This is a genomic window from Parazoarcus communis (assembly GCF_003111665.1).
Classification (GTDB): Bacteria; Pseudomonadota; Gammaproteobacteria; order Burkholderiales; family Rhodocyclaceae; genus Parazoarcus; species Parazoarcus communis_B.
Genome location: NZ_CP022188.1, coordinates 1,850,624 through 1,872,757, shown reverse-complemented (window position 1 = coordinate 1,872,757; position 22,134 = coordinate 1,850,624). Strand labels below are relative to the sequence as shown.

Sequence of the window (22,134 nt, the reverse complement as noted above, 5' to 3'; positions counted from 1 at the left end):
TGTCTCAAATCACCCCGGACCCAAGCGGGTCGTGGCGCGGACTTCCGCAGCTGTCGAGGACTGTCCGAGCCCGCAGGGCGAGTTCCGCAGACTGCGGAGGAAGTCCCCGCCGCGGCCCGCGACGCGTGGCACGCACCCTCGCGCCCACCCTTCATCGCAGGCCGCGGCAGGCTCAGCCGCAGCTCACCGAAGCATTCACCTCGATGGCCATCGCAGTGGCCTCGCCCCCGCCGATGCACAGGCTGGCCACACCACGCTTGAGTCCCTGACGACGCAGCGCGCCGATCAGCGTCACCAGGATGCGCGCACCCGAAGCACCGATCGGATGACCGAGCGCGCAAGCGCCGCCATTGATGTTGACCTTGTCGTGCGGCAACTTCATTTCCTTCATGGCCGCCATGGTGACCACGGCAAAGGCTTCGTTGATTTCCCACAGGTCAACGTCCTCGACACTCCAGCCGGCCTTTGCCAGCACCTTCTGCATCGCACCGACCGGCGCCGTCGTAAACCACGCCGGCTCCTGCGCATGTGTGGCGTGCCCAATGATCGTTGCCACCGGCGAAAGGCCGAGCTTTTCCGCCGTCGACTTGCGCATCAGCACCAGCGCAGCCGCACCATCGGAGATCGACGACGAGTTTGCGGCCGTGACCGTACCGTCCTTCCTGAACGCAGGCTTGAGGCTGCCGATCTTGTCGAGCTGAGCCTTCGGCGGTTGTTCGTCCTTGTCGACCACGACGTCGCCCTTGCGCCCAGGTACGGTCACCGGAGCCACTTCCCAGGTGAATGCGCCATCCTTGATCGCGGCTTGAGCGCGGACCGTGGAGGTCGCGGCGTACTCATCCTGCGCCGCACGGGTAAAGTCGAAGTGCGACGCGCAATCTTCAGCAAAGGTGCCCATCAGGCGCCCCCTGGTCTCCTTCGAATAGCTGTCCTCCAGGCCGTCGAGGAACATGTGATCGAGCATCTGACCATGACCGAGGCGGTAGCCGCTGCGCGCCTTGGGCAGCAGGTAGGGCGCGTTCGACATCGACTCCATGCCGCCCGACACCATGACATCGTTGGTACCGGCCATCAGCAGATCGTGCGCCAGCATCGTGGCCTTCATGCCCGAGCCACATACCTTGTTGACCGTGGTGCAACCGGCCGACAGCGGCAGACCTGCACCCAGCGAGGCTTGACGTGCGGGTGCCTGGCCGACGCCTGCGGGCAGCACGCAACCCATGATGACCTCCTCGACCTGCTCGGGCGCCAGCCCGGCGCGTTCGACCGCCGCCTTGATGGCAACTGCGCCGAGCTGGGGGCCGGTCAGTCCGGACAGATCGCCCTGAAAGCCACCCATCGGGGTGCGGGCAACGGATACGATAACGACGGGATCAGACATGCAATTCTCCATTTTCGAACAATGACTGCACTCAGTTTCCGAGTGCTTCGAGCGCCGCGGCATAGCGCGGCATCAAATCTTCGCTGCGGCTGACGTTGATCCCGAGATCGCGAATCAGTCCGTTCTTCAAGCCATAGATCCAGCCATGCACGGTCAGGCGCTGGCCGCGCGCCCAGGCGTCCTGCACCACCACCGTCTGCGCCACGTTCACCACCTGCTCCATGACATTGAACTCGCACAGGCGGTCGTGACGCTGCTCCAGCGGCAAATCGTCCACAGCCCCGCGGTGCTTGACGTGGACGTCCTGCACATGACGCAGCCACAGATCGACCAGGCCGACACGATCGCGGTTGAGTGCTGCTTTCACGCCACCGCAGCCGTAATGGCCCACCACCATGATGTGCTTCACCTTGAGCACATCCACCGCGAACTGGATGACTGACAGGCAGTTGAGGTCGGTATGCACCACCACGTTGGCCACATTGCGATGGACGAACACCTCGCCCGGCAGCAGGCCGACGATCTGGTTGGCAGGCACGCGCGAATCCGAGCATCCGATCCACAGGTATTCCGGGCTTTGCAGATGTGACAGCTTCTCGAAGAAACCGGGGTCGACCTCCTGCATCTGGCGCGCCCACGCCACGTTGAAATCGAAGAGGTGGAACAGGTTCTCGTTGTTCACCTCGGCCTCTGACCAGTTGTCCAGATCGAGGGTCATGAACACCGTACCCTCGACCGGCGTCTGGTAGTAGGCAGGCGCCTCGGTAAAGCCGAGCTCGCGATACAGCTTTACCGCGATCCGCATCGCGGGCAGCGTATCGAGCATGACCCGGCGGTAGCCGAGCCCCTTCGCAGCCTGAATCGCGGCCATGGCGAGCTGACGCCCCACACCGGTGCCGCGCGCCTCGGGCTCGACGTAGAGCCGCTTCATCTCGCACATGCCGTCAGACAGGCGGCGCACACCGACACACCCGGCCGGACGACCATCCACCTCAGCGTAGAACAGACGCCCGTCGACTGCGCCATAGGCGCCGGGAAGATTGGCCACCTCCTCGGCGAAACCCTGAAAATTCATATCGACGCCCAGCCAGGCCGCGTAGTTGCGAAAGAACTGGCGCACGTGCGCAAGCTCAGCGGCGTCGCTGGCAGTAATCGTGAGCAGGCGGACGGTCATGCTTCGGTCTCCTCATTCCCTTGTGTCGGACGCCGCAGCACGCCGGCCATACCGACCTCAGGCTGCGCCGTCTTTCTTACCGTGCATGGCGATGATGGTCTGCTGCATCACCGCGCACAAGGTCCAGCGTTCGTCGCGCACCGCATACACCTCGGCGCGCGTAATCAACAGCGTGCGCCCGGGCTTGATCACCTCGCCCCGCGCCACCAGGCGCTGACCGTCCGCCGGCGCCAGCAGGTTGAGCTTGTACTCCACCGTCAGCACGCTTGTGTCGTGCGGTGTCAGCGTATTGGCCGCATAGCCTGCGGCCGAATCGGCAATCATGCCGACCACCCCGCCATGGATATAACCGTGCTGCTGGGTAATCTCCGGCCGGTGCGGCAGGTGAATCTCGGCAAACCCGGGTTCCAGTTCAGCCAGTTCTGCCCCGATCAGTTGCATCGCCTGCTGCATGCCGAAGCTTGCTCGCACACGGTCAGCATAGTCCGGATCCTTGGGCTGGAACTGAGGTGCCTCGTGTCTCATGGGTGTCTCCGTGGTTTAATTTTTATTTGTTTTTACGTTTACGTCAACGTAAACTGAAATTCAAAAAAATCAAGCCGGGTCTGCCGGCGAAGGACTCAGGCGGTGCTCGCGCTGTCGATATGCTTCACCAGTTCGGCCCGTGCTGCAGCAGCCCCTTCGGGGTTGTGACCCAGCAAGGCGTTGCACTGGCGCTCAAGACTGTCGATCTCGATCAACACGGCTTCGATGTCGATGCGCTGCTGTTCGAGCGCGGCACGGCGCTCGGCCAGCACCTTGGTAAAGCGCTCAAGCTGCGGCGCCGAATTGCGCACACCGCCGTACATGTCGAGCAACTCGTTGATTTCGGCCAGTGACAGGCCAAGACGCTTGCCGCGCAGAATGAGTTTGAGACGGGTGCGATCGGCCTTGGTATAGACCCGGGCGCGCCCGGTGCGGGCCGGCATGAGCAGGCCCTGGTCTTCGTAGAAGCGGATTGCACGCGGGGTGATGTCGAACTCGCGCGCAAGCTCGGTGATCGTGTAAGTCTGTTCGCTGGCCATTTTGAGCTGTTGCGGTCGCCGCCACAGGGCTGCGGACGGACGCGTGATTAGCGTGAGAAGGATTGACAATGGGTTCCGTACTGCGGAAAAGTTAAGCAGATTCCGGGGGTTTGGGCAATGTGAATCTCGCCCTCCGCCACACGACACGAGATCAGGAATGACGACAACAAACGAAATCGACTATCCCTTTGAGCATCTGCCGGACGGCGGCGCCGTTACGCCGGTCGCCCCCGGCATCGGCTGGGTGCGCATGCCCCTGCCCTTTGCGCTGGACCACATCAACCTGTGGCTGCTCGACGACGGCGAAGCGCTGGCCGCGGTGGACACCGGCTTCGGCCTCGAGCCGATCAAGGCCCACTGGTCACAGATCCTCGGTGCCGACGCCCGCCCCCTGTCACGCCTGATCATCACCCACTGCCACCCGGACCACCTTGGCCTGGCGACCTGGCTGACGGCGCGCAACGGTGCGACGCTGCATATGACGCAGGGTGAGTTCCTCGGCGGTCACGCCCTGTGGCATCAGCTTCCCGGTTATTCGGTCGCCGACATGATCATGCAGTTCCGCAGGCACGGTCTCGACGAAAAGCGCCTCGACGCCCTCACCGAACGTGGCAACGGATATCGTCGTGGCGTGCCCGAGATGCCCTCGAGCTACCAGCGCATGTTTGCGGGCGACCGCATCCGCGTCGGCGAGCATGAGTGGGAGGTCATCGTCGGCTATGGCCATTCGCCTGAACACGCCAGCCTGTATTGCGCTGCGCTCGGCGTGCTGATCTCGGGCGACATGCTGCTGCCGCGCATTTCCACCAATGTCAGTGTTTTTGCAGCAACGCCGGATGACGATCCACTGGGCTGGTTTCTGGATTCATTGCGCCGCATCAATCACTTGCCTGAAGACACGCTCGTGCTACCATCCCACGGCAAGCCTTTCCGTGGCATACGTAAAAGAGTCGACCAATTGATCGAACATCACCGCGAACGCTGCGCTGCACTATTGGCAGAATGCCGCACTGCACGGAGCGCTGGCGAGTTGCTGGGTACGCTTTTCCCCCGCGAACTGGACACGCATCAGGTCATGTTCGCCATGGGAGAGGCCATTGCCCATTTGAACCATCTCGTGAAGCGGGGAGAGCTTTGCAGGGTGGAGGGAGATGATGGGGCGATTCGCTTCATCAAGATAAGCTGATTGGTCTCCGGACCGATCCAACAAGGAGCACAACAACGATGGCTGCACCCAACGAGAACGCTCAAGCCGAGCTACCGGACCCGCAGGAAGTCGCTCAGACCTACGCCGAGGTCGCCAAACGCGCCTCCCACCTGATCAGCGATCATGTTCAGCGCCAACTCAAGAAGGGCGTGTCCACGCCCGCCGACGAACTCGGCATTGCACAGGCTTTCATGGACATGATGGCCAAGCTGCTGTCGAACCCGTACAAGCTCGCTCAGTCCCAGATGAACCTGGTGTGGGACTACTTCACCCTGTGGCAGCACTCGATGCTGCGCTTCGCCGGCATGCATGCTGCGCCTGTCGCCTCGCCCGAGCGCTCCGACAAGCGCTTCAAGGACGAAGAGTGGCAGGAACACTTCATGTTCGATTTCGTGAAGCAGTCCTACCTCATCGCCGCCCGCCACATCCACGACACCGTGAGCGGTGTGGATGGACTCGACGAGCAGTCGCAGAAGAAGGTCAACTTCTACACCCGTCAGTACATCGACGCGCTGTCGCCGTCCAACTTCGCCCTGACCAACCCGGAAGTGTTCCGTGAAACGGTCAAGAGCCACGGTCAGAACCTGATCAAGGGCCTGAACAACCTGCTGCGCGACGTCGAAGACGGCGGCGGTCAGCTGCGCGTCAAAATGACCGACACCACAGCCTTCGAGCTGGGCAAGAACGTTGCCACGACGCCGGGCAAGGTCGTGTTCCAGACCGACATGATGCAGCTGCTGCAATACACGCCGAGCACCGACAAGGTCCTCAAGCGCCCGCTGCTGATCGTCCCGCCCTGGATCAACAAGTTCTACATCCTTGACCTGCGCGAAAAGAACTCCTACATCAAGTGGTGCGTCGATCAGGGCCACACGGTGTTCGTGATCTCCTGGGTCAACCCGGACGAGAAGCAGTCCGAGAAGACCTTCGAGTCCTACGTCAAGGAAGGCATCCTCGCTGCGCTCGACGCCATCGAACAGCAAACCGGCGAGAAGGAAATCAACGCCGCGGGCTACTGCCTCGGCGGCACGCTGCTGGCCACCACGCTTGCCTACCTGGCAGGCAAGAAGCAGAAGCGCATCGCCTCGGCAACCTTCTTCACCACGATGACCGACTTCTCCGATCCGGGCGAGCTCGGCGTGTTCATCGACGAGCAGCAGGTCTCCAGCCTCGAGAAGAAGATGTTCGAGCGTGGCTATCTCGAAGGCTCGGAGATGGCTGGCACCTTCAACATGCTGCGTTCGAACGACCTGATCTGGTCCTTCGTGGTGAATAACTACCTGATGGGCAAGGATCCGTTCCCGTTCGACCTGCTGTACTGGAACTCCGACTCCACGCGCATGCCGGCCAAGATGCACAGCTTCTACCTGCGCGGCATGTACATGGAAAACCGCCTGGTACAGCCGGGTGGCGTGGTCATTGACGACGTGCCGATCGACCTGAGCAAGATCAAGGTGCCGTGCTACTTCATCTCGGCAATCGAAGATCACATCGCACCGTGGAAGAGCACCTATGCCGGTTCGCTCAACTTCGGCGGCCCGGTTCGCTTCGTCCTCGGCGGCTCCGGCCACATCGCCGGCATCGTCAACCCGCCGGTCGCCAACAAGTACGGCTACTGGGTCAACGCCGCAGCCAAGTCACCGGCCACCGCCGACGCGTGGTTCGAAGGTGCCCAGCAGAACGCCGGTTCGTGGTGGACCGACTGGCAGTCATGGGTTTCCGGCCATGACGCCGACCAGGTCGACGCACGCAACCCGGCCAAGGGCAAGCTCAAGGCCATCGAAGATGCGCCTGGCTCCTTCGTCAAGATGCGTCTCGACGCACCCAAGGCAGTAGCCTGATCCCAGGATAAGCGCCTGCTGACCGGGGGAAGGGTTCGCCCTTCCCCCTTTCTTTTTTCTGGAACCCCAATGACGGCCGCACGAAATCTGGTCCTCGACACCAATACGGTGATGGCCCTGTGGCACTTCAAGGACCCCGCGCTAGAAACACTGTCCAGAGCCATCGATGCCGGTACACTGAAACTGTTCAGCCGTGACGATGCACTCGAGGAATTCCGGCGGGTGCTGGCCTACACCCAGTTCGGCATCAGCCCCGACGATCAGACCCGGCTCTTCGACGTATATCGCAGCCGCATCAATCCGGCGCCCGCCACTGCAGCCGACGCATTGCTGCTGCCGGCCTGCCGCGACCGTGACGATCAGAAGTTTCTGGAAATTGCGCGCGACGCCGGCGTCGACCACCTGCTGACCCGCGACAAACTGCTGCTCAAGCTCGCGCGCCACAGCGTGCTGCGCGATCGCTTCCGGATCCTGACGCCGGAGCGCTTCATTGCCGAAGGTCTGTGCTAAGGCCTCGCGTCAGCGCCTTCACCCGGCCCGCTTCGGGCCAGGCTTCGCCTCAGCCCAGCCAGGTAGCGCAGCCCCTCGATTGCACGACTGCCGTACCACGACGCCATCTCGCCATCGATCAGGCCGGACGGCCGCTGCGCCAGCGCCCCGACTTCGGCCAGGTGCCGGGCGGTGAAGCGATAAGGCTCCGACGACAGAAAAACCCGCGCGACACCACTCATCCAGGGCGCACTCCAATCCAGCTCGGGATAGCGCGGCTCGTCTTCAGCCGGCAGACTCTGCCAGCCCACAGCCCCCAGCATCGCCGAGATGTAGGTCGCACGGGATACCGTCATCCAGGGCTCGCGCCAGATGAGGTAGAGCACCGCTTCCTCGCCGTACTCGGCCTTCACCGCTGCCGCCTCGTCAAGGGCGTCCTGCAGGCCGGCTGACAGTGCGGCCGCCTCCGCCTCGCGCCCGAAAATACCGCCAAACAGGCTGTAAAGCGCGAAATTGTCCTGTGGCACGCAGGGATGGGTCACGATCACGTTGGGCACGAACCCGGCCAGCGCCTCCACCGTCTCGCGCCGGTTCTCGTCGATATTCACGACTAGGTGAGTCGGTTCGAGCGCACGGACCACATCGAGCTTCACATCCTTGGTGCCACCAACCTTGGCCACCTTGCGCAGCGTCTCACGCGGGTGGATACAGAAGCCCGTACGTCCGACCAGCGCTTCGGAAAGCCCCAGTTCGCACAACAGTTCGGTCAGAGAGGGCACCAGGGACACGATCCGGGGCGCGGCGCCCGCCGGCAGATGGCGATTTCCGAACGCATCGCGCAAGTCGGCAGGCGCGTGCGCCGAGTCAAAGCCGGGAGTTGTCTTGGATGTCATGCGCAGATGATAACAAGCGCAGCACAGGCTGCACGCAAGTGACTCAGCCGCCTCGGACACGCCCCGGGAAACCGCGGTCAGGCCTGACGAAACTGGTACGGTGAATGCCACTGGCACCCGGACGTCACTTCGGGGTATCCCTCATTGGCGCGAGCCCGTATTCCATGTAGTCTGACTATCGCAAGACGTAATTTGTCCAGATTGTCACGGCAGGCCGCACAACAAGCGCGGCCAGCCTTCGCCAACGCACCCGATCTGGTGCGGTCCTCACTTGCACGGTTTCAGGAGAACTCATGAAGAAGCTCACCACGCTCGCAGCAGCACTCGTAATTGTCGGCTCCCTCGGCGCAGCGCCGGCTCAGGCCGAGACGAAGTTTGTGACCATCGGTACCGGCGGCGTAACCGGCGTGTATTACGCCGCAGGCGGCGCAATCTGCCGCCTGATGAACAAGGATCGCGCCCAGCACGGCATTCGCTGCTCGGTCGAAAGTACCGGCGGCTCGGTCTACAACGTCAACACCATCAAGGCCGGCGAACTCGACTTCGGTGTCGCCCAGTCTGATGTTCAGTTCAATGCAGTGAAGGGCCTCAACCAGTTCAAGGACGGCGGTGCCGTGACCGAACTGCGCGCCGTCTTCGGCCTGCACCCCGAGCCACTGACCGTCCTGGCCCGCAAGGAAGCCGGTATCACCAAGTTTGAGGACTTCAAGGGCAAGCGCTTCAACGTCGGCAACCCGGGTTCGGGACAGCGCGCGACGATTGACGTGCTGCTGCCGGCGCTCGGCATGAAGACGTCCGACTTCTCGCTGACCTCCGAGCTCAAGCCCGATGAGCACAGCGCTGCACTGTGCGACAACAAGATCGACGGTTTCGCCTATGTCGTCGGCCACCCCGCCGCCAACATTCAGGATCCGACCACGACCTGCGGTGCGAAGCTCGTTCCGGTCACCGGCCCGGGCGTCGACAAGCTGATCAAGGAATTCCCGTACTACGCAGCCGTCACCATCCCCGGCGGCATGTACGCGAACAACCCGGACGCCACCAAGACCTTCGGCGTGGTTGCCAGCTTCGTCACCTCCTCCAAGGTGTCTGACGACGTGGTCTACACCATGGTCAAGGCGGTCTTCGAGAACTTCGATGACTTCAAGAAGCTGCACCCGGCGTTTGCCAACCTTGAGCCGAAGAGCATGATCAAGGACGGTCTGTCTGCTCCGTTGCACAATGGCGCAATCAAGTACTACAAGGAAAAGGGCTGGATGTAATCCGGCTGCCGGCGTAACCATGCCGGCCTGGACGTCCCCCAAACTGCATAGCGGCGCGGGAGACGTCAGTTATCCAGACAACGCAGCGACAGGCCAAAAGTCTGTTGCTGCGTTTGCGTATCACCTGAATCCGGGGAGGCGTGGCGTATGACCCGCTCGAAGAAAACCAATACAACCCACGAACTGACCGACGAACAGCTGAAGCAGATCGTTGCCGAAGCCGATACCGGTGGTCGCAAACCCACGGGTCTTGCAGCGCAGTTCCTCCTTGTCATTGCGCTGGCGTGGTCTCTGTTCCAGCTCTGGATTGCCTCTCCCCTGCCGTTCTCGCTCGGCATTTTCGTCCTCAACGATACCGAGTCCCGCGCCATCCACCTGGCGTTCGCTGTCTTCATGGCCTTTGCCGCCTACCCGGCATTCAAGAGCTCACCTCGCGCCTACATCCCCGTCGTAGACTGGATACTGGCAACAGTCGCCGCATTCTGCGCAGGCTACCTATTCCTTTTCTACGCTGAACTGGCGTCGCGCCCCGGCATTCCGACCACGCTCGATCTGGTCGTCGCAGTCACCGGCCTCGTTCTGCTGCTCGAAGCAGCCCGTCGCGCCCTCGGCTTGCCGATGGTGATCCTGGCGGTCTTCTTCCTGATCTATATCTTCTTCGGCCAGCACATGCCGGACGTCATCGCCCACCGCGGCGCGTCGCTGTCCAAGGGCATGAGCCACCTGTGGCTCACCACCGAAGGCGTGTTCGGCGTCGCGCTAGGCGTGTCCGCCAGCTTCATCTTCCTGTTCGTGCTGTTCGGCGCCCTGCTGGAAACCGCCGGCGCAGGCAACTACTTCATCAAGTCCGCAATCGCGCTGCTCGGGCACATGCGCGGCGGCCCGGCGAAGGCTGCAGTCGTGGCCTCTGCCTCGACCGGCCTGATCTCGGGCTCGTCGATTGCGAACGTGGTCACCACCGGCACCTTCACCATTCCGCTGATGAAAAGCGTGGGCTACCGGGACGACAAGGCCGCCTCGGTCGAAGTCGCCTCCTCGGTGAACGGCCAGCTAATGCCGCCCGTCATGGGCGCGGCAGCCTTCCTGATGGTGGAGTACGTCGGCATCACCTACGTCGAGGTGATGAAGCACGCCATCGTACCGGCACTGATCTCCTACATCGCGCTGTTCTACATCGTTCACCTCGAAGCAATGAAGATGAACCTGCAGGGACTGCCGCGTCGCGAACCCCTGCCCTGGCAACGCGCCACCGTCACGACCTTGATGACGGTGTCCGGAGTGGTCATTCTGGCCGCCATTGTGTACTGGGGTTTTGGCTGGCTCAAGAACGTCGTTGGCGAGTCCGCCTTCCTGATCGTCGGCACCCTGATGCTCGTCGCCTACATCGCGATCATCCGCTTTGCAGCGAAGTACCCCGAGCTCCACATGGAGAAGCCGGGTGACAAGATGGAGTACCTGCCCGAGATCGGCCCGACCCTGAAGTCCGGCCTGCACTACCTGCTGCCGGTTGCAGCCCTGATCTGGAACCTGATGGTGGAGCAGCTCTCGCCTGCACTGTCCGCGTTCTGGGCCACCCTGTTCCTGATCTTCATCCTCGTCACGCAGCGCCCGCTGTTCGCCTTCTTCCGCGGCAAGGGCGAGTTCGGCGTGGCCCTGCGCCACGGCTTCCAGGATCTGTTCGACGGGCTCGTCACCGGCGCCCGCAACATGATCGGCATCGGCATCGCGACCGCCACCGCCGGCGTGATCGTCGGTACCGTCACCCTGACCGGTATCGGCCTGGCCATGACCGAACTGGTCGAGATCCTGTCCGGTGGCAACCTGATGATCATGCTGTCGCTGGTTGCGGTGATCTGCCTCATCCTCGGCATGGGCCTGCCGACCACCGCCAACTACATCGTGGTATCGACGCTGATGGCGCCAGTGATCGTCGAGCTCGGCGCCCAGCAGGGCCTGCTGGTGCCGCTGATCGCAGTCCATCTGTTCGTGTTCTATTTCGGCCTGATGGCCGACGTGACGCCACCGGTCGGACTGGCCTCGTATGCGGCGGCGGGCATTGCCAAGAGCGACCCGATCAAGACCGGCTTCACTGCATTCGGCTACAGCGCTCGAACGGCCATCCTGCCCTTCATGTTCATCTTCAACACGCAGTTGCTGCTGATCGGCATCACGGACGCTTTCCACCTGATCATGACGATCGTCAGCGCCACAATCGCCAGTCTGATGTTTGCCGCAGCCACCCAGGGCTGGTTCGTGACCCGTAACAAGATTCACGAAACGCTGATTCTGCTGCTGGTGACCTTCAGCCTGTTCCGCCCCGGCTTCTGGCTGGACATGGTGTATCCCGCATACGACGAAGTGCCGGCAAGTCAGCTTACCCAGCTGGTGGAAGCCGCACCGCCCAAGGGCGACCTGCGCGTGTGGGTGCAGGGCCTCACGCTCGAGGGAGATGAAGTGTCCAAAGGTGTGCTGCTGCCGCTGGGCGAGCCTGGCAACGCACGTGAGCGCCTGTCACGCATGGGTCTGACCCTGATGACACTGGGCGACGACGTTCAGGTGGCTGCGGTGAAGTTCGGTAGCCGCGCTGAAAAGCTCGGGCTTGAGCAGGGCTTCAACATCACCTCGATCGAACTGCCCGCAGCGGGTCGTCCGGACAAGGAATGGGTCTTCGTGCCCACACTCCTTCTCCTGGCAATGGTCTGGTTCATGCAGCGTGCCCGTGCGCGCCGCGAGCCGCCAAGGCCACCCCACAACCCGAATGCCTGATGACAAAAAGGGCGCTCCTCGGAGCGCCCTTTTTTTGTGTGCTGTGGCACACCAAGCGGGTCAGATCAGGGACGGGCCACTCACGATGGCAGCGGCCTCCCGCTCATTGATGCGCACGGTGGCACTCGCGAGGACATGCGCAATCAGCCAGTCCTTCAAACGTGCGACGCCCTCTTCGTCCAGTTCGACGAACCGGCAGCCAGCCTTGCGCGTATGACCTTCGCCCACCTGATTGACCACCTTTGCATGACCTTCGATACGATCCGGCACGCCTTCACGCTGAAGCACGAAGCGAAATTCGGCGCCGGGATCGAGGTCGTGCGAGACGGGCAGCGAAAACCCCTCCAGCGACAGGTCGTTGAGTGGACGGCGCTCACCGTTGACCATTGCCCAGAAACAGATATCACCGCGACGCGTTGCGACGAATCTCTGACGCGCACGACGCTCAGCCGCGTCATCGCCCACCGCTGCATTCATCAATTCGCTCCATGACGTGATTTTTCGCCTATGTTAGCGCAGCCTCGCCGCGCAAGGGCGTGAGGAATACCTCAGAGAGGAAGCCCGCGCGGTTTGCGTCCGGCCCGGGCAAACACACGGTCGAACACGCTGCGGGGCAGAATGCGCAAAAGCTTTGCCACCCAGCCCATCTGCCAGGGCGTCACGGCAAAGCGATCACCACGCTCGATAACGCGCGCAATCCGCTGCGCGGCCACATCGGCGTCGAGAATGAAGGGCATGGGATAGGGGTTGATCGCGGTCATCGGCGTGCGGATGTAACCGGGCGCCACGGTGACCACCTTCACACCGCTGTCGTGGAGCTCGACACGCAAGCTTTCCAGGTAGGCAAGCGCACCCGCCTTCGATGCGCTGTAGGCCCCCGCACCGGGCAAGCCGCGAATGCCTGCCACCGAGGCAATCCCGACCAGTCGCCCGCTACCGCGAAGACGCATGGCCTCGACGAAGGGCTGGAAGGTCGACACCATGCCGAGCAGATTCGTGCGCAGCACGCGCTCGAACGCATCGACGTCCTCTGCATATTCGGTGAGCGTCCCGACCGACACGCCGGCGTTGGCAATGACGATGTCGGGCACACCGAAGGCTTCGACAAACTGGTTGGCAGCGCCACGCAGTGCCAGCGGATCACCAACATCGGCGACCAGTACCTGGTGCGTGCCGGGGAGCGACGCCACCAGCGCGTGCATCGGCTCGGCACGGCGTGCAATCAGTCCCAGCGTTGCGCCCATGCCTGCATAGTGCCGGGCAAGCGCTTCGCCCAGGCCGCTGGACGCCCCCGTAATGAGGACGCGCAGCGGCAGCCCCGGCTCAGTCACTGCTGCAGCCGTTATGCAGGCACAGACACACCATCAGGTCTTGCGCGCTTCGCTGCGCACGCGTGCCAGCAGGCTATCGACCTGCTTCAGCGTACCTTCGTGGCTGCCGGTGAGAGAGGCCGAAGTGATGAAACGACCATCCACCGCCATCGTCGGCACGCCCTGAACCTTGTACGCGCGAGCGATCTGGTCCGCACGCTTGACGAGCGACTCCACGCCGAAGGACTTGTAGGCCTCCATGAACTTCGCGGTATCGATGCCGCGCTTGCCCACCCACGCGCGCACGCCGTCTTCGGTATTCAGCGGTTCCCTGTCGTCCTGAACCGCACCGAAAACCGGCTCGTGCAGGGCGTCGACCTGACCCGTCACCTCGAAGGTGTAGTAAAGCCGGGCCAGTGCCTGCAGCTGCGGGTTGCCCCAGATGGCCGGCACGCGCACGAAGCTGATATCGGCCGGCAAGCGCTTCTTCCACTGCTCAAGCAGCGGATCGAAGTCACGGCAGTGCGGGCAACCGTAGTGGAAAAACTCGATTACCTCGATCTTGCCCTTGGTCGCCGTCGGGACGGCCGGCTCCAGCACCTGGTACCCCTGACCGGAACCACTTTGGGCAAGCACCGCAGCTGCTGGACTGGCCAAAAGCGCAAACGCGCCAAGTTGCTGCAGGGCATGACGACGATTCATTCTTTACTCCCGTATTGGTTGACGCCGGTCTGACGCATGCAGAGCGCGCTTCGTTCCGCGTCAGCGCTAAAAATCACTGACCGGCGCGGGTCACAGTGGTGTTGAAGCCAGACGAGGCGAGACGGCTGCGAACCGGATTCAGCTCATCCGGGCCGGCGAAGGGACCGATCCGCACCCGGTGCACAGTGCGTCCATCGGGCAACTGGCCACGCTGCGAACTCGCCTCGACGCCGGCCAGCGCCAACCTTGCCTTCAGGTTGTCCGCCTCGGCCGCATTCTCGAACGCACCGAGCTGAAGATAGAGCTTTTCCACCGCGCGCTCTTCGACCGGTGCCCTCGGCGTTTCAGCCGGAGCCTGTGCCGCAGGCACGTTGTCGCCCTGCGGCAGGATCTTGTAGAACTCGAAGTCCTGCTTCACGACCGGGCGGTCGCCGGGCTTTCCGGGCAGCGCGGCAGGCGGCTGATTGACCGCTGGCACGCGTGGCGCGACCGGCGCCGACTGGAACGGGTTGGCGCGGGTGAAGAACCATGCCGCACCCGCAGCAATCAGCGCGCCCAGCATCAGGCCGATGAAAATGCCGATCAGGGTCCCGCCACCGCTGCGAGCGGGAGCACGACCCGACTTGCGGGGGGCTTTACGAGGCTGAGTCAAAACAATCTCCGGATTACATCGATTCAGGTGCGGACACACCGAGCACGGCCAGGCCGCTCACCAGCACCTGACGCACCGCCTCGGCAAGCGCCAGACGGGCGAGCTTGACGGCCTCGTCATCGACCAGCATGCGCTCGGCGTTGTACCAGCTGTGGAAGTCTGCCGCGAGGTCCTTCAGGTAGAAGGCAATCTGGTGCGGCGCGTAGTCAGCCGCTGCCGACTGCACCAGCTCGGGAAAGGTCGACAGGCTGGCACACAGCGCGAGCTCACGCTCGTTCTGCAGCTGGCCAAGATCGGCCTGTGCCAGTTCGTCACGCTCTCCGCCCCACTGATTGAGCACCGAGCACACCCGCGCATGTGCGTACTGCACGTAGTACACCGGGTTCTCGTTGCTCTGACTCTTGGCCAGATCGAGATCGAAGTCGAGGTGCTGGTCGGACTTGCGCAGCACGTAGAAGAAACGGCATGCGTCGTTGCCGACTTCCTTGCGCAGCTCGCGCAGGGTGACGAACTCGCCGGAGCGGGTCGACATCGAAGTCTTCTGCCCGTCGCGGTACAGCACCGCGAACTGCACCAGCGCCACGTTGAGCTTTTCCGTCGGCAGGCCAAGCGCAGCGATGGCGCCCTTCACGCGCGGGATGTAACCGTGGTGGTCTGCACCCCAGATGTCGATGATGCGGTCGAAGCCACGCTCATACTTGTTCAGGTGATAGGCGATATCCGACGCAAAATAGGTGTAAAGCCCGTTCTCGCGCTGAACCACGCGGTCCTTCTCGTCGCCGAATGCTGTGGAGCGGAACCACTTGGCACCGTTCTGGACGTAGATATGGCCCTGCTGCTCGAGCTGGGTCACCGCACGCTCGACCAGGCCGGTATCGAACAGGCTCTGCTCCGAGAACCACTTGTCGAAGCGCACGCCGAATTCCTGCAGGTCCTCACGACCGTCGCCCAGCTGCTCGTTGAGTGCAAAGCCATGCACCCAGGGGTAGTCCTCGCCGAGCAGACGCTTGGCATTGGCGATCAGGGCATCGAGGTGCAGTTCGCGCTGCTGCTTGGCTTCGTCGTCCTTGCGTTCGACGGGCGGCAGGCCGGGCGTGCCGGCCGTCACCTGCGCTGCGGTAAACCTGGCGAAACGGTCCTGATGGGCGTCGCGCATCTCACGCCCCATGGTCACGACGTAATCGCCCTGGTAGGCATTGGGCGGGAATGCGACCTCGATCCCGAAGAAGGCGAGGTAGCGCAACCAGGTCGACAGGGCCAGGATGTCCATCTGACGGCCGGCATCATTGACGTAGTACTCGCGGCTGACATCGTAACCGGCGAAGTCCAGCACGTCCGACAGCGAGGCGCCGTAGGCCGCACCACGGCCGTGGCCGACATGCAGGGGGCCGGTGGGGTTGGCGGAAACGAATTCCACCTGAACCTTCACGTTCTTCTTCTCGCCGCGTCCGAATGCAGCGCCCTTGGCGAGCACCTCGCTGACCACGGCCGTCTTGGCGGCAGTATTCAGCGTGAAGTTGATGAAGCCCGCACCGGCCACCTCGGTCTTCGCCACCAGCGTCGAGGCCGGCAATTCGGCCAGCAGTTTCGCCGCGAGTTCGCGCGGGTTGCGCTTCATCGGCTTGGCCAGCTGCAGCGCAAGGTTGGTGGCGAAATCCCCATGGCTCGCCTGCTTCGGGCGCTCCAGCAGGATCGGGGTATCGGCCAGATCGGGCGCAACGCTTTTCAGCGCGGCTTTCAGGAGATCGGCAAGTAGAACTTTGGGGTCGGCGCTCATGACACTTTCAGGGACATCGAAACCGTCGATTATAGCGGATCAACCCATCCCTCTCCCGCCCGGCATGTGAGCGCAGGTTACGTTCTCTGCCTTCCACCGCCCCCCCTTTCCCGCTAAAGTCCCGGTTCTCCTGCTACCGGTTGTCCAAAGTGCGTCTCCTGCGTCTCACCAAGATCGTTTCCGTCAGTCTGCGTTTCGGTCTGGACCGAATGATTCTTGACGCCGACGCCAGCGGTCGACTGGCCCGCGTTTGGAACGTCGTGTTCTTCTGGCGCACCTACGACGAACCTCGTGGCGTACGCCTGCGTCGGGCGCTCGAGTCGCTCGGCCCCATCTTCGTCAAGTTCGGGCAGATGCTCTCCACGCGGCGCGATCTGCTTCCGCCAGACCTCGCTGACGAGCTTGCAATGCTGCAGGACAGGGTGCCGCCCTTCCCCACCGAGCAGGCACTTGCGCTGCTGCAGACCATGTACGGCAAGCCGGTCGATGACGTGTTCGGCAACTTCAACCGCACGCCGGTGGCCTCCGCCTCGGTGGCGCAGGTGCACTTTGCCGAGCTGCCCGATGGCACCGAAGTGGCGGTCAAGATTCTGCGTCCGGGCATCGAGCATGTGATCGCGCACGATCTGGCCTTGCTCGAAGTCGCGGCCATGCTGCTGGAGAAGGTCTGGCCCGAGGGCCGGCGGCTCAAGCCGCGCGAAGTCGTTGCCGAGTTCACCAAGTATCTGAACGACGAACTCGACCTCATGCGCGAAGCCGCCAACTGCTCGCAGCTGCGGCGCAACTTCAAGGACTCGTCCCTGATGATCGTGCCCGAGGTGCACTGGGACTGGTGCGGCCGCAACGTGATGGTGATGGAGCGCATGCATGGCGTGCAGATCTCCCAGATCGAAGCGCTGAAGGCGCAGGGCACAGACCTGCCCGCACTGTCGCGGGCCGGGGTGGAGATCTTCTTCACCCAGGTGTTCCGCGACGGCTTCTTTCATGCGGACATGCATCCGGGCAATATCTTCGTGCATTCCGACGGGCGCTACATTGCACTCGATTTCGGCATCATGGGCACGCTCAACGAAGTCGACAAGAACTACCTCGCGACCAACTTCCTTGCCTTCTTCCAGCGCGACTACCACCGCGTCGCACTGGCCCATATCGAGGCGGGCTGGGTGCCGGCCAAGACCCGGGTGGACGAATTCGAAGCCGCGATCCGCACCGTGTGCGAGCCGATTTTCGACAAGCCGCTGAAGGACATCTCCTTCGGCAAGACCCTGTTGCGCCTGTTTCAGACCGCGCGCCGCTTCGAGATGGAGGTGCAGCCGCAACTGGTGCTACTGCAGAAAACCCTGCTCAACATCGAGGGCCTCGGGCGCCAGCTCGACCCTGAGCTCGACCTGTGGAAGACAGCAAAGCCTTTTCTCGAGCGCTGGATGAACGAGCAGATGGGCTGGCGTGCGCTGATCCGCGAAATCAAGACCGAGGCACCGAGCTGGGCCGGCACCCTGCCGCAACTACCCCGACTGATACACAACACGCTTACCGAAGGCAGCAAGCAGCAGGCTGCACAGCAGGCGCGCATGGAGCAACTCGCCCGCCAGCAGCGCCGGCAAGGGTGGCTGTTGTCGGCCATCGGCGTGCTTGCCGCGGCCCTGGTTGCGCTGGAGGCATACCGGATTTTCGGCGGCTGAGCGCCGGGACGGGCGCCATCCGGATAGGTTCGCAGCGAACGATTCTGCGCCGGCGCCCTCCAATGTTGTAACGTCACACAAGCACCCGCCGATCGGCGGAATGGGAGGTGCCTCATGACGAATACAACCCACCTGCCGGCCGGCCCCCACACCCGGCTCACCATCATCAGCGCGGCATCCGCGCTCGGCGCGCCGCATCCCGGCTCGGCCGCGGCAGCGCAGTACCTGCGCAGCAATGGTTTGAGCGAGCGCCTCTCGAACGCTGGCATCCATGCCGAATGGTCGGATGCCGTGCGCCCCACCCAGCCTCCGGCCCACATGGAGGGCACGGAGGACATGGCAGCCCGACTGGAAGCCTGCGCGGCATTCGCGCGACGCCTGGCTGACCGCCTGGCCGTACTCGACCCGGACGCGTTCCCGTTGATCCTCGGCGGCGATCACGCCATTGCCGCAGGAACCTGGCGCGGTATCGGCCGGCGCGCCGACGGTGCGCCCGGCCTGATCTGGATCGATGCCCACCTCGACAGCCACACGGCCGAGTCCACCCATTCGGGCAATATCCACGGCATGCCGCTGGCGGCCCTGCTGGGCGAGGGTGACCGCAGCCTGGTCGGCATCCCCGGCCCACGACTCGATCCGGCACGGGTGTGCGTCATCGGCGCCCGCGCCTGGGAAGCGGAAGAACACGAACGTCTGACTCAGCTCGGCGTACGCATCTTCGACATGAACGAAATCCGCGAACGCGGCCTGCCCGCCGTGTTCTGCGATGCGCTGACGATCGTGCGCGGCAGTGGCAGCCAGCCCGGCTTCGGCCTCAGTCTCGACGTCGATGCCCTCGACCCGCTGGCCGTGCCTGCCGTGACCTGCCCGGCTCCCGAAGGCATCGACCCCCAGGCGCTGGCCGACGTCCTGCTCACGCTCAGGACCTGCGGCGACTTCATCGCGATGGAGATCACCGAGTACCGGCCCGACCTCGACACCGACGGTCGCAGCGGGGACTGGGTGGCCGAAATCGCCTGCGCTGCGCTGGGACCGGGGAGCTACTGGCTGCGCGAAAAGGAGCGTCACTTCGGCGCCAGCAACTACGCGCCGCTGCCGGTCGTGTTTCACCGCGGCGAAGGCGTATGGCTGTGGGACGTCGAAGGGCGCCGCTACCTCGACATGATGAGTGCCTACTCGGCGGTGAGTTTCGGCCATGGTCACCCGCGCCTGCTGCGTGCGCTCGAAGACCAGGCGCGACGGCTCGCGCTGACCTCACGCGCGTTTTCCAACGACCGCCTTCCGCTGCTGCTCGAACGCATGTGCGGGCTGTTCGGCTTTGAACGCGCACTGCCGGTCAACACCGGACTTGAGGCCGTCGAGACCGCGCTCAAGGCTGCACGCAAGTGGGCCTATACGGTGAAAGGCGTCGCAGCAGACAAGGCGGAAATCATCGCCTGCGACGGCAACTTCCATGGCCGCTCGATCGCGATCGTCGGACTCTCTGCCAGCGAGCAGTACCGCGACGGCTTCGGCCCCTTCCCGCCCGGGCTGCGCCGCATCCCCTTTGGCGACTCGGCGGCGCTCGAAGCGGCAATCACGCCCGAAACCGCTGCCTTCCTGGTCGAACCGATCCAGGGCGAAGGTGGCATCATCGTGCCGCCCGCCGGCTACCTGGCGCGCTGCGCCGAGATCTGCCGTCGCCACCGCGTGCTGCTCATCGCCGACGAGGTGCAGACCGGGCTCGGCCGCACCGGCCGACTGCTGGCCTGCGACCACGACGGCGTGCGTCCGGACGGCCTCATTCTCGGCAAGGCGCTGGGGGGCGGCCTGCTGCCGGTATCGGCCTTCCTCGCCGACCGGGAGGTCATGGACGTCTTTCATCCCGGCGACCACGGCTCCACCTTCGGCGGCAACCCGCTCGGCGCAGCCGTCGCGCTGGAAGTGCTCGCACTGCTCGCAGAGGGCAGTCCCTGGAAGCGCGCAGACCAACTCGGCGAGCGCCTGCGAAGCCGCCTGGAAGCGGCAAAACTACCCAGCGTTCGCGAAATCCGCGGCCGCGGCCTGCTGATCGGCATTGCCATCGACCCGAACATCGCATCCGCCGCAAGCGTCGCCGAAACGCTGCTTGCCCGCGGCATTGCAACTCGCGACACGACCGGCAACGTGATACGCCTTGCGCCACCGCTGATCATCGACGAGGCAACGCTCGACGACAGTGCGGACACGGTCATCGACACCTTGGCCGCACTGGGCGGCTGATGCATGCAGTGCCGGGATGCAGTGCCGGGATGCGGAGCCCGCAGTGGCTGCACATCCCGGCACTGCCGAAAATCCCGACATTGACAGCGTATACAGGCCCTTAGCACGCATTTCGGCGCCACCTGCCAGCCATTCGTTGCTACACTCCGGCGCCCCCGCTCACCACGCTCCGGAAGAGACCTGTTCATGCTGCTCTGGCTCGTCGTCACCTACCTGCTTGTGTCCATTGCCATCGGCCTGATTGCAGCAACACGCGTGCACAACACCCGTGACTACATCACTGCCGGTCGCAACCTGCCGATGTTCGTCGTGCTTGCCATGGTGTTTGCCACCTGGTTCGGCGCCGAAACCGTACTCGGCATCTCCGCCACCTTTCTCGAAGAAGGCTTTCGCGGCCTGATTTCGGACCCGCTGGGTGCGGCGGTGTGCCTGGTGCTGTTCGGCCTCATCTTCGCCCGCCCGCTGTACCTCATGAACCTGCTGACGCTGGGCGACTTCTTCCGCCAGCGCTACAACCGCAGCACCGAGCTCATCCTGTCGATCTGCATCGTGCTGTCCTATCTTGGCTGGGTTGCGGCCCAGGTCACCGCGCTGGGGCTGGTCTTCAACGTGCTTTCTCAGGGCATGGTTTCGAGCAACGAAGGCATGCTGATCGGTGCCGGTGTAGTGTTGCTCTACACTCTGTTCGGCGGCATGTGGTCGGTGGCGATGACCACCTTCGTGCAGATGATCGTGATCGTGCTCGGCCTGATCTACGTCACCTGGCTTGCAGGCGACATGGCCGGCGGCTTTTCCAATGTGGTGGGCCAGGCGGCCGCCGAGGGCAAGCTCGACTTCCTGCCCACACTGGACTCAGCCGACATGATCGGCTGGATTGCGGCCTTTCTGACCATGGCGCTCGGTTCGATCCCGCAGCAGGACGTGTTCCAGCGTGTCAATTCGTCGCGCAACGAACGCATCGCGGTGTGGGGAACGACGCTGGGCGGCGTGTCGTATTTCTTCTTTGCCGCGGTACCGCTGTTCCTCGCCTATACCGCCCAGATCATCGACCCCGCCATGGTCGAGCGCCTGATCGAGGAGGACTCACAGCTCATCCTGCCGACCCTGATCATTCAGTACATGCCTTTTGCCGCACAGGTCATCTTCTTTGGCGCCCTGCTGTCGGTGATCATGAGCACCGCCTCCGGCACCTTGCTGGCACCCTCGGTCACCTTCTCCGAGAACGTGCTGAAGGGCTTCTTCCCCGGCATGAGCGACCGCCAGTTCCTGCTCAGCACGCGGGTCACCGTGGTCGTGTTCACCGTGCTGGTCACGCTGTACGCAACCAGCACCGAGTCGAGCATTCATCAGATGGTCGAGAACGCATACCGCGTTACCCTGGCCGGCGCTTTCGTGCCACTCGCGGCGGGGCTGTTCTGGAAGCGCGCCAACAACCTCGGCGCGGGCCTGGCCATTGCACTCGGCCTGTTCACGTGGATTTTCTTCGAACTCTTCGTCCCCGAAGGCGACATCGAGCCCCAGTTGTTCGGCCTCGCAGCCAGTGCGATCGGCATGCTGATCGGCGGTCTGGTGGGGGCACCGTCCCATCACCGTCCGCGCGCCGGTCATCACGGGGCTGCTGCCGCAACCCACCACACTTCGCGCTGAACACTGCCTGCGTTTGACCCGGGTCAAAGCACCCGGGTCAGTCGGC

Annotated in this window: 18 protein-coding genes; 8 read left to right on the top strand and 10 right to left on the bottom strand. The window is 63.6% G+C overall.

Features of this window, described 5'->3' with window-relative positions; all coding sequences use genetic code 11:
• Positions 1 to 172: 172 nt before the first annotated feature.
• The 4 genes from CEW87_RS08505 to CEW87_RS08490 form a co-directional block, all read right to left on the bottom strand.
• On the bottom strand, positions 173 to 1,381 hold the full coding sequence (locus tag CEW87_RS08505; protein WP_108972297.1) for an acetyl-CoA C-acetyltransferase: 1,209 nt from the start codon (positions 1,379 to 1,381) through the stop codon (positions 173 to 175).
• A gap of 31 nt (positions 1,382 to 1,412) precedes the next feature.
• Positions 1,413 to 2,555, bottom strand: a complete 1,143-nt coding sequence (can, locus tag CEW87_RS08500; RefSeq protein WP_108972296.1) for a carbonate dehydratase — start codon at positions 2,553 to 2,555, stop codon at positions 1,413 to 1,415.
• A 57-nt stretch (positions 2,556 to 2,612) separates the two neighbouring features.
• Positions 2,613 to 3,080 (bottom strand): PaaI family thioesterase, encoded by a 468-nt coding sequence (locus CEW87_RS08495; RefSeq protein WP_108972295.1) that lies wholly within the window; start codon positions 3,078 to 3,080, stop codon positions 2,613 to 2,615.
• 95 nt (positions 3,081 to 3,175) lie between these two features.
• Positions 3,176 to 3,619 carry a MerR family transcriptional regulator gene (locus CEW87_RS08490; RefSeq protein ID WP_108972294.1) on the bottom strand — a complete coding sequence of 148 codons (444 nt, stop codon included), beginning with the start codon at positions 3,617 to 3,619 and terminating at the stop codon, positions 3,176 to 3,178.
• A gap of 157 nt (positions 3,620 to 3,776) precedes the next feature.
• Between CEW87_RS08490 and CEW87_RS08485 the strand changes: the two genes are divergently transcribed.
• The 3 genes from CEW87_RS08485 (at position 3,777) to CEW87_RS08475 (ending at position 7,177) form a co-directional block, all read left to right on the top strand.
• Positions 3,777 to 4,805 carry an MBL fold metallo-hydrolase gene (locus CEW87_RS08485; RefSeq protein WP_108972293.1) on the top strand — a complete coding sequence of 343 codons (1,029 nt, stop codon included), beginning with the start codon at positions 3,777 to 3,779 and terminating at the stop codon, positions 4,803 to 4,805.
• Positions 4,806 to 4,843: 38 nt separating this feature from the next.
• Complete coding sequence (locus CEW87_RS08480) at positions 4,844 to 6,667, top strand: PHA/PHB synthase family protein (protein ID WP_108972292.1); 1,824 nt, start codon at positions 4,844 to 4,846, stop codon at positions 6,665 to 6,667.
• Between the two features lie 69 nt (positions 6,668 to 6,736).
• Positions 6,737 to 7,177 (top strand): PIN domain-containing protein, encoded by a 441-nt coding sequence (locus tag CEW87_RS08475; protein WP_108972291.1) that lies wholly within the window; start codon positions 6,737 to 6,739, stop codon positions 7,175 to 7,177.
• Here CEW87_RS08475 and CEW87_RS08470 read toward each other — a convergent pair.
• Positions 7,174 to 8,049 carry a helical backbone metal receptor gene (locus CEW87_RS08470; protein ID WP_108972290.1) on the bottom strand — a complete coding sequence of 292 codons (876 nt, stop codon included), beginning with the start codon at positions 8,047 to 8,049 and terminating at the stop codon, positions 7,174 to 7,176. The two genes, CEW87_RS08475 and CEW87_RS08470, sit on opposite strands and share 4 nt — an antisense overlap.
• Positions 8,050 to 8,342: 293 nt before the next feature.
• Between CEW87_RS08470 and CEW87_RS08465 the strand changes: the two genes are divergently transcribed.
• Positions 8,343 to 9,311, top strand: coding sequence for a TAXI family TRAP transporter solute-binding subunit (locus CEW87_RS08465; RefSeq protein ID WP_108972289.1), 969 nt, complete (start codon positions 8,343 to 8,345; stop codon positions 9,309 to 9,311).
• A 147-nt stretch (positions 9,312 to 9,458) separates the two neighbouring features.
• Positions 9,459 to 12,077: a TRAP transporter permease gene (locus tag CEW87_RS08460; protein WP_108972288.1), complete on the top strand. Its 2,619-nt coding sequence runs from the start codon at positions 9,459 to 9,461 to the stop codon at positions 12,075 to 12,077.
• Positions 12,078 to 12,137: 60 nt separating this feature from the next.
• Here the strand turns inward: CEW87_RS08460 and CEW87_RS08455 are convergent, their stop codons facing one another.
• The 5 genes from CEW87_RS08455 to argS form a co-directional block, all read right to left on the bottom strand.
• Complete coding sequence (locus tag CEW87_RS08455; protein WP_108972287.1) at positions 12,138 to 12,554, bottom strand: PilZ domain-containing protein; 417 nt, start codon at positions 12,552 to 12,554, stop codon at positions 12,138 to 12,140.
• Positions 12,555 to 12,625: 71 nt separating this feature from the next.
• Entirely contained in the window at positions 12,626 to 13,408 is a 783-nt protein-coding gene (locus CEW87_RS08450; RefSeq protein ID WP_234421703.1) for an SDR family oxidoreductase, read from the bottom strand.
• A 33-nt stretch (positions 13,409 to 13,441) separates the two neighbouring features.
• Positions 13,442 to 14,089, bottom strand: coding sequence for a thiol:disulfide interchange protein DsbA/DsbL (locus CEW87_RS08445; protein ID WP_108972286.1), 648 nt, complete (start codon positions 14,087 to 14,089; stop codon positions 13,442 to 13,444).
• A 73-nt stretch (positions 14,090 to 14,162) separates the two neighbouring features.
• On the bottom strand, positions 14,163 to 14,741 hold the full coding sequence (locus CEW87_RS08440) for an SPOR domain-containing protein (RefSeq protein WP_108972285.1): 579 nt from the start codon (positions 14,739 to 14,741) through the stop codon (positions 14,163 to 14,165).
• A 13-nt stretch (positions 14,742 to 14,754) separates the two neighbouring features.
• Positions 14,755 to 16,518, bottom strand: coding sequence for an arginine--tRNA ligase (gene argS, locus CEW87_RS08435; RefSeq protein WP_108972284.1), 1,764 nt, complete (start codon positions 16,516 to 16,518; stop codon positions 14,755 to 14,757).
• A 149-nt stretch (positions 16,519 to 16,667) separates the two neighbouring features.
• Here argS and ubiB point away from each other — a divergent pair, with 149 nt between their 5' ends.
• The 3 genes from ubiB (at position 16,668) to CEW87_RS08420 (ending at position 22,088) form a co-directional block, all read left to right on the top strand.
• The gene (ubiB, locus tag CEW87_RS08430) at positions 16,668 to 18,200 is read left to right on the top strand and encodes a ubiquinone biosynthesis regulatory protein kinase UbiB (protein WP_108977040.1); all 1,533 of its coding nucleotides are present in this window, start codon (positions 16,668 to 16,670) and stop codon (positions 18,198 to 18,200) included.
• 114 nt (positions 18,201 to 18,314) lie between these two features.
• Positions 18,315 to 20,441, top strand: a complete 2,127-nt coding sequence (gene rocD / locus CEW87_RS22930) for an ornithine--oxo-acid transaminase (protein WP_108972283.1) — start codon at positions 18,315 to 18,317, stop codon at positions 20,439 to 20,441.
• 186 nt (positions 20,442 to 20,627) lie between these two features.
• On the top strand, positions 20,628 to 22,088 hold the full coding sequence (locus tag CEW87_RS08420) for a sodium:solute symporter family protein (RefSeq protein WP_108972282.1): 1,461 nt from the start codon (positions 20,628 to 20,630) through the stop codon (positions 22,086 to 22,088).
• The last annotated feature ends 46 nt before the right edge of the window (positions 22,089 to 22,134 follow it).

Coding starts and splice junctions, on each gene's coding strand:
- can (WP_108972296.1), bottom strand. CDS start 2,555: ATGACCGTCCGCCTGCTCACGATTACTGCCAGCGACGCCGCTGAGCTT.
- CEW87_RS08495 (WP_108972295.1), bottom strand. CDS start 3,080: ATGAGACACGAGGCACCTCAGTTCCAGCCCAAGGATCCGGACTATGCT.
- CEW87_RS08465 (WP_108972289.1), top strand. CDS start 8,343: ATGAAGAAGCTCACCACGCTCGCAGCAGCACTCGTAATTGTCGGCTCC.
- CEW87_RS08455 (WP_108972287.1), bottom strand. CDS start 12,554: ATGAATGCAGCGGTGGGCGATGACGCGGCTGAGCGTCGTGCGCGTCAG.
- CEW87_RS08420 (WP_108972282.1), top strand. CDS start 20,628: ATGCTGCTCTGGCTCGTCGTCACCTACCTGCTTGTGTCCATTGCCATC.
- CEW87_RS08480 (WP_108972292.1), top strand. CDS start 4,844: ATGGCTGCACCCAACGAGAACGCTCAAGCCGAGCTACCGGACCCGCAG.
- CEW87_RS08460 (WP_108972288.1), top strand. CDS start 9,459: ATGACCCGCTCGAAGAAAACCAATACAACCCACGAACTGACCGACGAA.
- CEW87_RS08505 (WP_108972297.1), bottom strand. CDS start 1,381: ATGTCTGATCCCGTCGTTATCGTATCCGTTGCCCGCACCCCGATGGGT.
- rocD (WP_108972283.1), top strand. CDS start 18,315: ATGACGAATACAACCCACCTGCCGGCCGGCCCCCACACCCGGCTCACC.
- CEW87_RS08490 (WP_108972294.1), bottom strand. CDS start 3,619: ATGGCCAGCGAACAGACTTACACGATCACCGAGCTTGCGCGCGAGTTC.
- CEW87_RS08470 (WP_108972290.1), bottom strand. CDS start 8,049: ATGACATCCAAGACAACTCCCGGCTTTGACTCGGCGCACGCGCCTGCC.
- CEW87_RS08485 (WP_108972293.1), top strand. CDS start 3,777: ATGACGACAACAAACGAAATCGACTATCCCTTTGAGCATCTGCCGGAC.
- CEW87_RS08445 (WP_108972286.1), bottom strand. CDS start 14,089: ATGAATCGTCGTCATGCCCTGCAGCAACTTGGCGCGTTTGCGCTTTTG.
- CEW87_RS08475 (WP_108972291.1), top strand. CDS start 6,737: ATGACGGCCGCACGAAATCTGGTCCTCGACACCAATACGGTGATGGCC.
- argS (WP_108972284.1), bottom strand. CDS start 16,518: ATGAGCGCCGACCCCAAAGTTCTACTTGCCGATCTCCTGAAAGCCGCG.